The organism is Hymenobacter sp. J193 (assembly GCF_024700075.1).
In the GTDB taxonomy this organism is placed as follows: domain Bacteria; phylum Bacteroidota; class Bacteroidia; order Cytophagales; family Hymenobacteraceae; genus Hymenobacter.
Map to the genome: position 1 here is coordinate 222,179 of NZ_JAJONE010000001.1, position 13,252 is coordinate 235,430.

Sequence of the window (13,252 nt, forward strand, 5' to 3'; positions counted from 1 at the left end):
ACGGCTTTTCCGGCGTTAAACCGGCTATTCGGCCGCAGGGGCAAGCTGCCTTTTCCGGCCCCGCTCCTACCCTATCCTACGGGCATATCGGGCCCACTTCGTACACAAACAAGTGCCAGTATGCGGCCGGATCGGCAAAGTCGCCAACGAGTTGCAGGCCGCTGCGCGCCGGCCGGGCCAGCGCCACCGCCGACACCACGTAGCGTCCGCCCAGCCCGCGGAAAGCCGCCGCATCGAAGGCAAAATTCTGCAGGGGCGGATGCTGGTTGGCTCCTACCCGAAAGTTTTTACCTAGCTCGGCGGCCATAAGGTAACAACGGTTGCCCCAGGCATCGAAGTACGTGCGCAGCAACTCATCTTTAGTCAGCTCGCCTGCTACTACTGACCGGAACTGGTGTTTGTAAGCCAGCGGATAGTTGTTCTGGTAGCTGTCGAGGGTACAAAAGCCATTGAGCTGAGCCACGGCCGGCGGCAGCTCCAGGCAGGCCACGCGGTACTGCGCAGGCCGCAGGCCGCTTTGGCGTTGGATGCTATGGGCGACGCGGGCGAAAAGCTGGGGCGCCACAAACTGCTGGTAGTTGGGCTCAGTAGCCACCGGCTGGCCCAGCAGCTGCCGCAGGTTCAGGGCCCATTCGCGGTTCATCAGCAGTACCACGAGTAGTTGTGCAGCTACCAGCACCGCGCGGCCCCTACCGGCCGGCAACGTGCGCAAAGCCAGCACCCACACCACCAGCCAAAGCAAGGGCGTGAGGAAGTGAAACCGGCTGAGGTTAAAAGTGCGCAGCGGCGACACCGCCTCCTGGGCCCCGCGCAGAAACGACAGATAAAACCCGCCAAATACGGCCAGCCCCAGCAGCAAGCCCAGCAGCCCCACCACCAAACGCCCCGGAAAAGCCCGGCCCCGGCGGCGCGCCTGCCACCAGGCCAGCGGCAGAGTCAGGAGCATAACTCCCCGAAAAAACAAACTGCTATGGTACTGCCCCAGCAAGGCCAGCTGCACGGTGCTGCGCACCTGCGCGGTCAGCGAGGTTGGCGTCAGGCGCAGCAAGTCAAACTCCACGCGGTGAGGCACGAACTGGTGGGAAAGCAGCGAATAGAGCAGCGGAAACTCCACCACGGCCGAACTCAAAGCCAGCAGCCCCACCCCCAGCCAGGCCCGCCAGCTCAGGCGGCGCTGAAGCCAGTCGGCGCAGGCCAGGTAGGCAGCCGCGCCCGCCAGCACAAACACACCCGCCAGCACCAGCGACGACCACAGCGGAAACAAGAGCAACACCAGCCAGGGCCACCACGCCCGCCCGTTCAGGCGCAGCTCGCGCAGAGCAAGCAGCACCGCCGGCTGCCCCAGCACCGACACGCCATAGATAGAATAGACCGGCAGCAGCGCCCATACCAATGCCACAGCGGCGGCCATCCCCCGTTGCTCCCGTGCCGGCAGCAGCCAGTGGCGCAGCAGGGCATACATGGCCAGCAGGCCCGCCAACCGCACGAGCACCATATTCAGCAGGTAGGCCGGCAACGGCGGCAGCAGCTCAAAGCACGCCACTGTAAGGCTTAGGCCCGGCCGCAGGGCGTTGCGCGGCAGCCCGTTCATGATCTGGGGCACCACGGTATGCGCCCCGTAATCCAGGGCTGTATTGGTGCGGGCCAGCAGGTAGGGCACCGAGACTTCCGCGTCCAGGTTGTCGTCGATGGTGATGTAGCTCTGCGGGCCGAGCACCACTAGCGGCAGCAGCAACACGGTCAACGCCACCAGCGCCCACAGCAGCGGCGAGGACCTCAAACGCCGAAATAGCAAACGGGGAGAAAGAAACACGGCCGCAAAAATAGCGCTTCACCGGCCCCAACCTATGGTTCAGGTTGCTTCTCGTTGCGACCAGAATACCCGCTTAGCTGCGCGGGTGAAACTCGGTGATAACCTGGCGCAGGTAGTCCCGGTCGAGGTGGGTGTAGATTTCGGTGGTGGTGATGCTTTCGTGGCCCAGCATTTCCTGCACGGCACGCAGGTCGGCCCCTCCTTCAATCAGGTGAGTAGCAAAGGAGTGGCGAAACGTGTGTGGGCTGATGCTCTTGCGCACCCCGGCTTTGTCGGCGGCGGCCTTGATGATGTTGAAGATCATGACGCGCGAGAGTTTGGTGCCGCGCTTGTTGAGGAACACATGGTCTTCGTGGCCGGGCTGAATGTCGAGGTGGCAGCGCACCCCGCTCAGGTAGAAGCCCACGTGCTTGAGGGCGTCGCCGCCGATGGGCACGAGCCGCTCCTTATTGCCTTTGCCCGTCACGCGCACGAAGCCTTCCTCGGCGTACACGTTGGAAAGGCGCAGCTCCGTCAGCTCGCTCACGCGCAGGCCCGAGGAGTAAAGCACTTCCAGAATGGCGCGGTTGCGGGTACCCTCGTTGGTACTCAGATCAATGGACTCCAGCAGCTGTACTATCTCCTGGTAGCTAAGCGTATCGGGCAGCTTGCGGCCGGTTTTGGGCGCTTCCAGCGTGTCGGTGGGGTCGATGCTGAGCTGGTCTTCCATAATGAGGAAGTGGAAAAACGCCTTTAGCCCCGAGAGCGTGCGGGCCTGAGACGTGGCGCTTAGCTCCAGCTCACCCAGCCAGGCCAGAAACTCGCGCAGCAGCTCCGGCCCGATTTCCTGCGGCCGCAGGGTAAGCTGGCGCAGAGCCAGAAACTGCCGCAGCTTCTGCACGTCGCGGCTGTAGGCCTCCACGGAGTTGCCGGACAAAGACTTTTCCAGCCGCAGGTAGCCGTCGAATTGCTTTTGGTAGATAGGCCAGGTGGACATAGTAATTTGTGCCTAGTGCTTGGTGCTTAGTGCATGGTGCTCAGCCTGACGTTCTGGACTTTCCAGACAGTTCCTGGCAATGCCTGGGCTACCTGCAAACGAAAAGAATTCTGCAACGGAAACGTTGCTGCTACAAGGTAAGGAAGCGTATTTTGGCGGGCAGTAAGCGAATAGGCTACCACACTGTTTTCTGGTAAGACAGTTTGTCTTTGGCCCACCTCATCCCGCTGATGCCCGCCACCCAAGCACCAGGCACGACGCACTAAGAGCGTGTTGGGGAATTTAGGACCGATTGAGCGACATGGTGATGTTGGCCAATAACAGCCACGTGACATGGCTAGCGGGGGTAAATTCGTAATCGACTACGACGCGGCGAAAGCAGGCCAGCCAGGCGAAGGTGCGCTCGACGACCCAGCGCCGGGCCAGGGGTACGAAGCCGTGCAGGGTAGGCGGCCGACTACTAATTTGTTGGACTAGGCCCAACCGCAGCAGTTGCTGGGCAAAGCGCCCACGGTAGGCCGCATCGGTCAGCACAAGCTGCAGGCGCCGTGCCCACCAAGGCCGCTGGGGCAGCAATGCCAGGGCGCCGGTGCTGTCGTGGCGGTGGGCCGCGTGCACGTGCGCGGCCCAGATACGCCCGCCGGAATCCACTAGGAGCTGGCGTTTGCGGCCGTTGACGAGCTTGTGCGCGTCCAGGCCGCGGTGCTCGTAGATGCGCGGGGCCAGCTTGACGCTTTGGCTATCTATGCAGGCCAGCGCCGGAGTCGGTTCGCGGCCGTGTGCGACTCGGTCCAGGGCGTTGACGACCGTATTGAGTTGCTGCCACAGACCCAGCCGTTGCCAGCGATAGAAATAGTAGTAAACCGCCGTCCAGGGTGGAAACTGTGGGGGCAGCGCCCGCCACTGGCAGCCCGTGCGGCACACATACAGTAAGGCGTTGAACACCTGCCGCAAACACAAGCGCCGCCGTCGTTGCGTGGGCAGCAGCGACTTGATAACTTGCCACTGCGAGTCAGTAAGGGGTTGGTAGCCATCAACCATAATGCCCGTGGAAGCCTAGGAACTCCCCGCGCAACTTACTGACTCGTCTCTTTTTAGCCCTTACTCAATTCCCAAACACGCTCTAAGCACTATTCATTCATGCAAATTCTTCTGCTCAACGGCCCCAACCTCAACCTGCTGGGCCACCGCGAGCCGGGCATCTACGGCTCCCGCTCCTTCGACGACTACCTGCCCGAGCTGCGCGAAGCCTTTCCGCACCTCACCCTCGAATACTTCCAGAGCAACCACGAAGGCGCCCTCATTGATAAGCTGCACGAAGTGGGCTTCACTTACCACGGCGTGGTGCTGAACGCGGGCGGCTTCACGCACACCAGCGTGGCCCTGGCCGATGCCGTGGCCGCCATCAACACGCCCGTGGTGGAGGTGCACCTAACCAACCTGCACGCCCGCGAGGAGTTCCGCCAGAAAAGCCTCATCGGTCGCAACTGCGTGGGCAGCATTGCCGGCTTCAAGCTCGAAAGCTACAAGCTGGCCCTGCACTACTTCGACGGCCTGCGCCCCAAGCGCGTGGGCTTTAAGGTGTAATTAATGTGGCCAATGTGGAGGAATGTGGCTAACGTGATAAATGGGCAGAGACATTAATTGGTCGTTGCATCTGTCACTTCTCACATTCTTCCACATTTCTCACATTTTCCACATTATCTACCTCCTACCTTTGCCTTTCTTCCTTTGACTTCTTCTTCTATGTATACTTTCAATCCCGGGCCGGCGGCCGTTTACCCGCAGGTGCGCCAGTATCTGCAGGACGCCTTTGACGAAGGCTGGCTTTCGGCCCCGCACCGCGGGGAGCGGTTCACTACCCTGCTGCGCCAGACGGTAACCGACCTGAAAACCCGCCTCAACGTGCCCCAGGACTACACCGTTTTCCTGATGGGCTCGGCCACCGAGTGCTGGGAGGTGCTCACCCAAAGCCTCACGCCCACCAAAAGCCTGCACATTTACAACGGGGCATTTGGTGAGAAGTGGTTTGAATACGCCAAGGCCCTCCGGCCCGCGTCTACAGCCGTTACCTTCGGGCTGGACGAGCTGCCCGACATCAGCAAGCTGCCCCTGGACCCGCAAACCGACCTGGTATGCATCACCCAGAATGAAACCAGCAACGCCACCCAGCTGCGCGACGGGTTTATTCTGAACCTGTTCAACCGCCTGCCCGGCAACGCGCTACTGGCCGTGGATGCCACTTCTTCGCTAGCCGGCATTCAGCTCAAGTACATCAAAGCCGATATCTGGTACGGCTCGGTGCAGAAGTGCTTCGGGCTGCCGGCGGGTTTGTCGGTGATGCTGCTCTCGCCCCGGGCCGTGACGCGTTTCCGCAAAATCAACGAGCGGGCGCACTACAACAGCCTCGTGCATCAGTACGAGAAAATGCTGAACTACCAGACGAACTACACGCCTAACGTGCTGGGCATCTACCTGCTGAGCCGCATGTTGCAGGAGCGCGCCCCCATCAAAGCTGTGCACCAGCACCTCACGGAGCGGGCCGCCAAGCTCTACGACTACTTCGACCAGGCCACCCAGCTTACCCCACTGGTGATGAACACCGAGACGCGCTCCACTACCGTCATCGGCCTGCAGGGTGCGCCCGCGCTGATTGATGAGGTGAAGCGCCGCGCCCTGGCCCAGGGTCTGCAGCTCGGCAACGGCTACGGCAGCTGGAAGTCCGGCTCCCTGCGCATCGCCAACTTCCCCGCCATCCCCGACGAAGCCTTCGAGCAGCTGGTGCAGTTCTTCGCCAAGGAATTCGCCTGATCCAAGGGTGAAGTTGTGAAAGGTCTGAGAGTGTCGGCCAAAATTCCATTTTCTCCTTCACAATTTCACTTTTCACAACTTCGCCTTTGCCATGTTCAGCCTGAAAGAAATTACGTCCGTCACGCTCACGCTGTTTGCCATCATTGATATTCTAGGCTCCATCCCGATTATCATCCAGATCCGGCAGCGCGAGGGGCGTATTCGCTCCGAGGTGGCCACACTGGTGGCTGGGGTGCTGATGGTGGCGTTTCTGTTTCTGGGGCAAAGCATTCTGGCGCTGTTCAGCGTGGATCTGCAGTCGTTTGCGCTGGCCGGCTCCATCATCATCTTCCTCATTGGCATGGAAATGATTCTGGGCGTGGAGCTGTTCCGCCACAATGCCACCGCCTCGGGCACAGGCTCCATCGTGCCGCTGGCTTTCCCGATAATAGTGGGCGCCGGCACCATGACCACACTGCTCTCCCTGCGCGCGGTGTACTCCCTACCCAATGTGCTGGTGGGCATTGTGGTCAACTTGGTGTTCGTGTTCCTGGTGCTGAAAAGCTCGGCTTGGATTGAGCGCAAGCTGGGCAAAGCCGGCGAAGACATTCTGCGCCGCGTGTTCGGCGTCATCCTGCTGGCTATTGCCATCAAGCTGTTCAAGCAAAACTTTTAATTGATTCGGGACTTGGGGTCTTGGGGACTTAGGGGCTTGGTTTTGTTCCTGAAAGCAATGCTTCGTTGAACGTCAACCAAGCCCCTAAGTCCCCAAGACCCCAAGTCCCCCAAGATCATGATTTACCTTTTTACCGATGGCTCTTCGCGGGGCAACCCGGGGCCGGGAGGCTACGGCGCCATCCTGCGCTTTGGCCAGCACGAGAAAGAGCTGACCGAGGGCTTCCGCCTCACCACCAACAACCGTATGGAGCTGCTGGCCGTGATTGTGGGCCTCGAAGCCATTACGCGCCCCGAGCTGCCCATCACCGTGGTCACGGATTCCAAGTACGTGGTGGATGCCGTGGAAAAGCGCTGGGTGTTCGGCTGGGCGCAGAAACCCGACTTCGGCAAAAAGGCCAACGAAGACTTGTGGCGGCGCTTTCTGAAAATCTACCGCCAGCGCAATGTGCAGTTCCGTTGGGTGCGCGGCCACAACGGCCACCCCGAAAACGAGCGGTGCGACCAGTTGGCCGTGCGGAGTGCCACCCAAGGCCGGCTGCTCATCGACGAAGGCTATGAGCTGATGGAAGCCGCCCGTGGCTAACGACTTTTTCCAGTTCAAGCAGTTCCGCGTCGAGCAGGCCGCGTGCGCCATGAAAGTCAGTACCGATGCCTGCGTGCTGGGGGCAGTGGCCGACGTGGCCGGCGCCCGGCGTATCCTGGACATCGGCACCGGCACCGGCCTGCTGGCTTTGATGGCCGCTCAGCGCAATCCGGTAGCCTATATCGAGGCCGTGGAGCTGGAGCCGCAGGCGGCCGCCCAGGCGGCCCGCAACGTAACCGCCAGCCCCTGGCCCGACCGGGTGCTTATCCACGCTCAGAGCCTGGCCGACTTTGCCGCGACTCAGCCCGCGCCGTTCGACCATATTCTGTGTAACCCGCCGTTCTTCCGCCAGTCGCTCCGCTCGCCCGATGCCCGGCGTACCACGGCCCGCCACGCTGCCGAGGACACGCTCAGCTTCGAGGAGCTGGCCGGGTTTGCCGCCGCCTATCTTACTCCCAACGGCCGCCTCACGGTGCTGCTGCCGCCCCCGGAAATGCAGGAGTTTGCGCAGGCTGCCCGCCGCGCCGGCCTCTACCCTGCCACCCGGCTGGTACTGCGCCACCGAGCCGGCAGCAAGCCACTGCGCCACATTACCACCTTCAGCCTGACAAGCCAGCCGGTGCAGGAAACGGAGCTGACAATTCGCACTGGGCATGACGACGGCACGTACTCACCGGAGTTCAGTGCCCTGCTACGGCCGTTCTACCTGGCGCTGTAGCCGGCGCGCTCACGCCGGTTTCTTCCACGAAGCGGATACAATAGTCCTGGGCCAGCTCGGCCAGAATGGGCTCGTACACATCAGCGTGAGTTGGGATGACCACGCCCCGGTGCTGAACCTCGCCCCGCGCCAGCCGCCGTACGGCCATGCCCAGCGGCAGGCCCACGGTTTTGGCCATGGCAGTATGCACGGCATCATCGCCCAGCACTACCAGGGACGAGGTGTGCCAGTGAGTTTCGCCGGCCAGTTCGTAGGCAAACAGGTGCTGCATCACAATCATGTCGTGGTCCTGGGGCTGCAGGGCCCACTTTTCCGTGAGCAGAAGCTCCAGCAGCTGGGCCGGGGTGGCGTCGGATAGGCCCACGGGTTGGTCGGAGAAAAGGCCCAGCCAGCGCAGGCGCTGCATTTCCTCCCCGTTTTCGGCCAGGCCCAGATAGGCGGCGCAGCGGGTTGCTACATCGGCGGACCCGATGGCGGGCAGATACGATGCTACCAGCGCCTGCCAGGGCATATCGGTGGCGTTGGCCAGGTGCACGGAGTCGTCGGTGAGGCCCAGGCGCACCAGCGCGTGCCAGGCGGCGCAATAGCCGGGGCGGCGCAGGGTGCCACGCAGGATGGTAGGAATATCGTCCAGGCCATAGGGCTGACGGTAGCTGAGCGAGTCGCGGTTAGCATAGCCATCAAAGGCGCCGTAGCCGGGCACCTGCAGCTGCTCGGTGCGGGCAAACAGGTACTGGTAGGGAATGTAGCGCGGGTGGCCGTTTTCAAGGTACTTGGCGGTGCTCTGGCCGGCCAGCACCACGTTGCGCGGATTCCAGGTAAACTTGTACTTCCACGGATTGTCACCCTCCGAGTCGGGGGCCAGCAGCCCGCCGCAGTACGACTTAAACGAGGTTAGCCGCCCGCCCTGCGCCCGAATGTGCTCAATCACCTGCATGGCCGACATGTGGTCGAGGCCGGGGTCGAGGCCGCATTCCATCAGCAGGGTGATGCCTGCCGCCCGGGCCTCGGCGTCGAAGGCGCGGATTTCGGGACTCACATAGCTGGCCGTGGCTAGGTGGCGGCCGTGGTGTACGCAGGCCTGAGCCACCACCGGATGAAACAAAGCCGGCAGCATCGACACCACGATGTCCGCCTCCAGTACCAGCGCGTTCAGCAATACCGCATCAGCAATTTCGAAGGCCACGGCCCGCGCATAGGCCTGGTGCGGGGCCAACAGTGTATGCAACGCAGCGGGATTCACGTCGCCAATGGTGAGTTGCCAGTTTTCCTGGGGGGCGTAGCGCAGCAGGTACTGAATAAGGGAGGAGGCCGAGCGTCCGGCGCCGAGCAACAGAATGCGGGTCATGAAGGGGGCGGAAGGTGAGGGCGGCGCGTGAGGGTGCCGCCCGGGGTGGGAATCAGGGGTCAAGTATCGGGAAATCCCCTGAACACTCCTCGTCTACTTGCCAAAGTATTTCAGGAAACCAGGTAGCAAAAACCCGGAAATGTTGTACATTCACCGCCCCTTCTTGCGCCGGGGCCGCGGTTTGGCCTTGGTAAGTTTATCTTTTGCTGCCAATGGCTCACCTGCATACGCTCACTATTTCGGTTGAGGTGCTGACCTCCGAAGCCGAACTTTCGCCCGCCGAGTCTGCCGTTTGGCAGGCTGCCCGCGCCGCCACCGACCACGCGTATGCTCCCTACTCCCACTTCCACGTAGGCACCGCCCTTCTACTCGATGATGGCACCATCTTTCGGGGAACCAACCAGGAAAACGCGGCTTTCCCGTCCGGCCTCTGCGCCGAGCGCACGGCCCTGTTCGGGTTGGCCGCCAGTCAGCCCACGCGCCGCATCCGGGGTATGGCCGTAGCCGCACGCCCTGCCGCCGGCGACTTTGTGCCCGTTTCTTCCTGCGGGGCCTGCCGCCAGGTGATGGCCGAGTATGAGCACCGCCAGGGCGAGGCTATTCCGCTGCTGCTGCCCGGCCCGGGGGGCACCATTCACCGCTTCCAGCGCCTGAGTGACCTGCTGCCTTTCGGCTTCACCGCCGACGACCTGCCCGCCCGCCCCTGACGCCGCCGGCCGGTTGCTCCTGGAAGGAACAAACGATAGGCTTGCTGGTGCTGCCTTGGTCCTCGGAGGACCACCCGAGGGCTTCCGAAGTGCAACGATGGTCCTCGGAGGACCATCCGACGTCCTCGGAGGACCAAAGGAGAGCTTCCGAAGTGCAACGATGGTCCTCCGAGGATGAACGGACGTCCTCCGAGGACACCTGGTTACCTTTTTAGAACATCTGGTTGTTCCCAGAGGACCATCCGGGCGCTGCCGCAGTTTACCGCTACGGTTGGCCCAAACCCGTTTGGGGATTGAAACGACCTTGCTCATCATTTCATTATCTCACCACCTCACCGCATGTCCGCTGCCCGGGAGCATCATCTTGCCGTATCGCGCACGGCCCGCTACTTTCAGGCGGGCGAGTTGGGGCTGCATACCCGGCAGCTGTGGGTGGTGTGCCACGGCTACGGGCAGCTGGCGCAGTACTTCATCCGCCACTTCACCCCCCTCACCGATGCCGACCCGGCTTTGGTAGTGGTGGCGCCGGAGGGCCTCTCCCGTTTCTATCTGCAGGGCACCAGCGGCCGGGTGGGTGCTACCTGGATGACGCGTGAAGACCGGCTAACGGAAATAGAGGATTACGTGGCTTATCTCAATCTGCTCACGGAAAGCCTACTGGCGCAGGTGCCAACCGATGTGCGCGTCACGGTGCTGGGGTTTTCACAGGGCTCCGCCACGGTGGGGCGCTGGCTGGCCCGTGCCCGGTTTCGGCCGGCCCGGCTGGTGCTCTGGGCCGGCGCCTTTCCGCCCGATGTCGACTTCTCCGTAGCCTCACATCTGGCGCGGCGCGTGCCTATCACGCTGGTGTGCGGCACCCACGACCAATACATTTCCGAAGCCGACCTCACCGCCCAACAGGCGTTTCTGCACGGCCTGGGCTGCACACCTACCGTGTTGCGCTTCGATGGCGGCCACGAGCTGAATGCCAACGTGCTACGCCAGCTCCACGCCGAAGCCTAGTATCTCCCCCATTACGCCGTAGGGTGCGGGGCTTGTCCCCACCCGTCGCGACACGAAGCCCACGCAGGTCGTGCAAAGACGGGCGGGGATAAGCCCCGCACCCTACTGATTTTTTGCGCCATTCTCCCTTCAGCTAACCGCTAGGCGTCGCGGCGGAAGTGCATGGTGGAGGCTTGGGCGGCCGGCAGCAAGAGCACTTCGGCAATATTTACGTGGGGTGGACGCGTTACCATAAACCCGATTACGTCGGCCACATCCTCGGCCGTAAGCGGCTGAAAGCCCTTGTACACGGCGGCGGCACGCTCCTCGTCTCCTTTAAAGCGCACCTGCGCAAACTCCGTCTGCACGGCGCCGGGGTTTACCTCGGCTACCCGAATGCCGTGGGGCAGCAAGTCCAGCCGCATCGACTTGCTGAGCATCGCCACGGCCGCTTTAGACGCGCAGTACACATTCCCGTTGGGGTAGGCCTCGTGCCCGGCAATGGAGCCGATGTTGATGACGTGGCCCCGCTGGCGCTTCGTCATGCCCGGCAGCACGGCCCGACTCACGTAGAGCAGGCCCTTCACGTTGCCATCCAGCATGGCATCCCAGTCGGCCACGCTGCCTTCCTGAATGGGCCCGAGGCCGTGGGCATTGCCAGCGTTGTTGATGAGCACGTCGATATCAGCAAACTCCATCGGCAGACCGGCCAAGGCCGCTTCGGTAGCGGCCTGGTCGCGCACGTCAAACGTGAGCAGGTGTGTGGGCGTGGAAGCCAGCTGCCGGGCCACTTCCTCCAGCCGCTCCCGGCGGCGGCCCGTCAGGATCAATGAAAACCCGGCTTTTGCCAGTACCAGGGCCGTAGCCCGGCCAATTCCCGAAGAAGCTCCCGTAATCAGGGCAATAGGCATAATTGAATGGTTTGCTGGTTAAATGGTTGAATGGTCATTGCGAGCAAAGCGAAGCAATCCGTCCTGGACAACGTGACAAGCCTCAGGCTGTGACAAGACCACACCTGCGACGCCTAGGTAAGAGTTAAGTAGTGAAAGAAAGGGAGCTGGTTTTGCCTAGGACGGATTGCTTCGCTTTGCTCGCAATGACACTATTCAGCTATTCAAAATTCAGGTAAAGCGTGACGGCGTTGGTGCGCAGGCGCTGCAGGTTGCGGCTGTACACATCGGAATTATTCTGCAGCACGTTGGGCAGGCCGTGGGAAAAGCGCAGCTCGGGGGCAAACTTGAAGAACGGGTAAAACAAGTCCATGCCTACGCCATACTCCAGGGAGTAATCGGTGCCGGCGGTGCGCAATACGCTGGTTTCGGGGTCCTGGCGACGGTTGGTGACGCTCACGCTGGCCTTGGCCCCGGCAATGAGGTACATGCGCGAGTTGCGGCGCCGCTCCGAATGAAACTTGAGCAGCAGCGGAAACTCCAGCACAGTCCCCCCAACTTCCTGGGTTTTAATGGAGTCGGCCGGGGAATAAGAAAGCGGCTTGTACTCGATGCGGCGGTTGGAGAATTCGACCCCGGGCGTAAAGCGCAGGGTAAAGAAATCCGCCAGCCGGGCATCCCCCACGAAGTTCACCCCAAAGCTCGGGCTCATAATAGCATTGGCCGAAACCTCCCGGCTTTGGGTGTAGCGCGGGGAGTGCTCCACCCGAAAGCGCGTGGCACTTACGTTCAGCTGAAAGCCCCCGTGAAACCACTTGTCATCGTAGCCTGGCAGGTTGTTCACGAACAGGGTTTTCACGTTGCCATTGCGCCCGCGCCGGGCCCGGGTAGGGCTTTGCGCCTCGGCCGCGTGGCCCGCCAGCAGGCCCAGGGCCAGCAGCAGGGCTGCTACTTGGTGGCGGTATAAATGGAGCTGATACCGAACGTGAGGGGTTGCCATGCAGTAGTCTTAAAGCCCACCTGGGCCAGAATGGTCAGAAAAGCGCTGCCGTCGGGGAAGGCCTGCACCGACTCGGGCAGGTAGGTGTAGGCGGCGCGGTCTTTGGAAATCAGCTTGCCGAACACCGGCAGAATGTGCTGAAAGTAGAAGTTGTAGGCCTGCTTCATAGGAAAAGCCGTGGGCTTGGAAAACTCCAGAATCACGAGCTTGCCCCCAGGCCGCAGTACGCGCCGCATTTCGGCCAGCCCCTTCGACAGATTCTCGAAGTTGCGCACCCCGAAAGAAGCGGTTACGGCGTCGAAGTGGTCGTCGGGAAACGGCAGATTCTCGGAGTCGCCCAGCTCCAGCTGAATGCGGTTGCTCAGGCCTTTAGCGGCCAGCTTGCGCCGCCCTACTTCTAGCATGCCTTCCGAAATGTCCACGCCCGTAATCTGCGCATCGGCTGAGGCCGCCCGCAGGGTTTCAATGGCGAAGTCGGCCGTGCCGGTGGCAATGTCCAGAATGCGGGCTGGCCGTAGTTCCTTCAGCTCACTTACTGCCTTGCGCCGCCAGTAGATGTCGGTGCCAGCGCTCAGAAAGTGGTTCAGGAAGTCATACTTGCCGGCAATGCTGTTGAACATCTGCGCCACCTGCGACTTCTTGCCGGCAGCATCATCTTTGTAGGGAACTACGGACATACTTCAGGGAAACAACGACGGAAAAGGCGTCGAATTGCTCAAACTTAACGCCGTGGCCGGGATTATGTTAAAAAAAGGGTCGGGCACATGG

Annotated in this window: 14 protein-coding genes; 7 read left to right on the forward strand and 7 right to left on the reverse strand. The window is 61.9% G+C overall.

The window, feature by feature from the left end; all coding sequences use genetic code 11:
• Window positions 1–76 precede the first annotated feature (76 nt).
• From LRS06_RS00990 to LRS06_RS01000, 3 genes are all read right to left on the reverse strand, one after another.
• Entirely contained in the window at window positions 77–1,780 is a 1,704-nt protein-coding gene (locus tag LRS06_RS00990) for a DUF6044 family protein (protein ID WP_257869753.1), read from the reverse strand.
• 106 nt (window positions 1,781–1,886) lie between these two features.
• A complete protein-coding gene (xerD, locus tag LRS06_RS00995; RefSeq protein WP_257869754.1) occupies window positions 1,887–2,789 on the reverse strand; it encodes a site-specific tyrosine recombinase XerD in 903 nt (300 codons plus the stop codon).
• Between the two features lie 282 nt (window positions 2,790–3,071).
• A complete protein-coding gene (locus tag LRS06_RS01000; RefSeq protein WP_257869755.1) occupies window positions 3,072–3,830 on the reverse strand; it encodes an IS5 family transposase in 759 nt (252 codons plus the stop codon).
• A gap of 99 nt (window positions 3,831–3,929) precedes the next feature.
• Here LRS06_RS01000 and aroQ point away from each other — a divergent pair, with 99 nt between their 5' ends.
• The 5 genes from aroQ to LRS06_RS01025 all read left to right on the forward strand — a co-directional run bounded on the left by aroQ (window position 3,930) and on the right by LRS06_RS01025 (window position 7,558).
• Complete coding sequence (aroQ, locus tag LRS06_RS01005; RefSeq protein WP_257869756.1) at window positions 3,930–4,376, forward strand: type II 3-dehydroquinate dehydratase; 447 nt, start codon at window positions 3,930–3,932, stop codon at window positions 4,374–4,376.
• A gap of 159 nt (window positions 4,377–4,535) precedes the next feature.
• The gene (locus LRS06_RS01010) at window positions 4,536–5,600 is read left to right on the forward strand and encodes an aminotransferase class V-fold PLP-dependent enzyme (RefSeq protein ID WP_257869757.1); all 1,065 of its coding nucleotides are present in this window, start codon (window positions 4,536–4,538) and stop codon (window positions 5,598–5,600) included.
• Window positions 5,601–5,691: 91 nt separating this feature from the next.
• Window positions 5,692–6,255 (forward strand): MarC family protein, encoded by a 564-nt coding sequence (locus LRS06_RS01015; RefSeq protein ID WP_257869758.1) that lies wholly within the window; start codon window positions 5,692–5,694, stop codon window positions 6,253–6,255.
• Window positions 6,256–6,372: 117 nt separating this feature from the next.
• Entirely contained in the window at window positions 6,373–6,840 is a 468-nt protein-coding gene (gene rnhA / locus LRS06_RS01020; RefSeq protein WP_257869759.1) for a ribonuclease HI, read from the forward strand.
• The gene (locus LRS06_RS01025; protein ID WP_257869760.1) at window positions 6,833–7,558 is read left to right on the forward strand and encodes a tRNA1(Val) (adenine(37)-N6)-methyltransferase; all 726 of its coding nucleotides are present in this window, start codon (window positions 6,833–6,835) and stop codon (window positions 7,556–7,558) included. Before rnhA ends, LRS06_RS01025 begins: the two co-directional genes overlap by 8 nt.
• Here the strand turns inward: LRS06_RS01025 and LRS06_RS01030 are convergent.
• Window positions 7,521–8,906 carry a saccharopine dehydrogenase C-terminal domain-containing protein gene (locus LRS06_RS01030; protein WP_257869761.1) on the reverse strand — a complete coding sequence of 462 codons (1,386 nt, stop codon included), beginning with the start codon at window positions 8,904–8,906 and terminating at the stop codon, window positions 7,521–7,523. The two genes, LRS06_RS01025 and LRS06_RS01030, sit on opposite strands and share 38 nt — an antisense overlap.
• Before the next feature lie 212 nt (window positions 8,907–9,118).
• Here LRS06_RS01030 and LRS06_RS01035 point away from each other — a divergent pair, with 212 nt between their 5' ends.
• Both LRS06_RS01035 and LRS06_RS01040 read left to right on the forward strand, forming a co-directional pair.
• The gene (locus LRS06_RS01035; protein ID WP_257869762.1) at window positions 9,119–9,613 is read left to right on the forward strand and encodes a cytidine deaminase; all 495 of its coding nucleotides are present in this window, start codon (window positions 9,119–9,121) and stop codon (window positions 9,611–9,613) included.
• A gap of 339 nt (window positions 9,614–9,952) precedes the next feature.
• Window positions 9,953–10,615, forward strand: coding sequence for an alpha/beta hydrolase (locus tag LRS06_RS01040; protein WP_257869763.1), 663 nt, complete (start codon window positions 9,953–9,955; stop codon window positions 10,613–10,615).
• 140 nt (window positions 10,616–10,755) lie between these two features.
• Here LRS06_RS01040 and LRS06_RS01045 read toward each other — a convergent pair whose 3' ends face one another.
• The 3 genes from LRS06_RS01045 to ubiE form a co-directional block, all read right to left on the reverse strand.
• Window positions 10,756–11,505: an SDR family NAD(P)-dependent oxidoreductase gene (locus LRS06_RS01045; RefSeq protein ID WP_257869764.1), complete on the reverse strand. Its 750-nt coding sequence runs from the start codon at window positions 11,503–11,505 to the stop codon at window positions 10,756–10,758.
• Between the two features lie 199 nt (window positions 11,506–11,704).
• Window positions 11,705–12,484 (reverse strand): porin family protein, encoded by a 780-nt coding sequence (locus LRS06_RS01050; RefSeq protein ID WP_196954639.1) that lies wholly within the window; start codon window positions 12,482–12,484, stop codon window positions 11,705–11,707.
• The gene (gene ubiE, locus LRS06_RS01055) at window positions 12,433–13,161 is read right to left on the reverse strand and encodes a bifunctional demethylmenaquinone methyltransferase/2-methoxy-6-polyprenyl-1,4-benzoquinol methylase UbiE (protein WP_257869765.1); all 729 of its coding nucleotides are present in this window, start codon (window positions 13,159–13,161) and stop codon (window positions 12,433–12,435) included. The genes LRS06_RS01050 and ubiE overlap by 52 nt, the downstream gene beginning before the upstream one ends.
• Window positions 13,162–13,252: the final 91 nt, after the last annotated feature.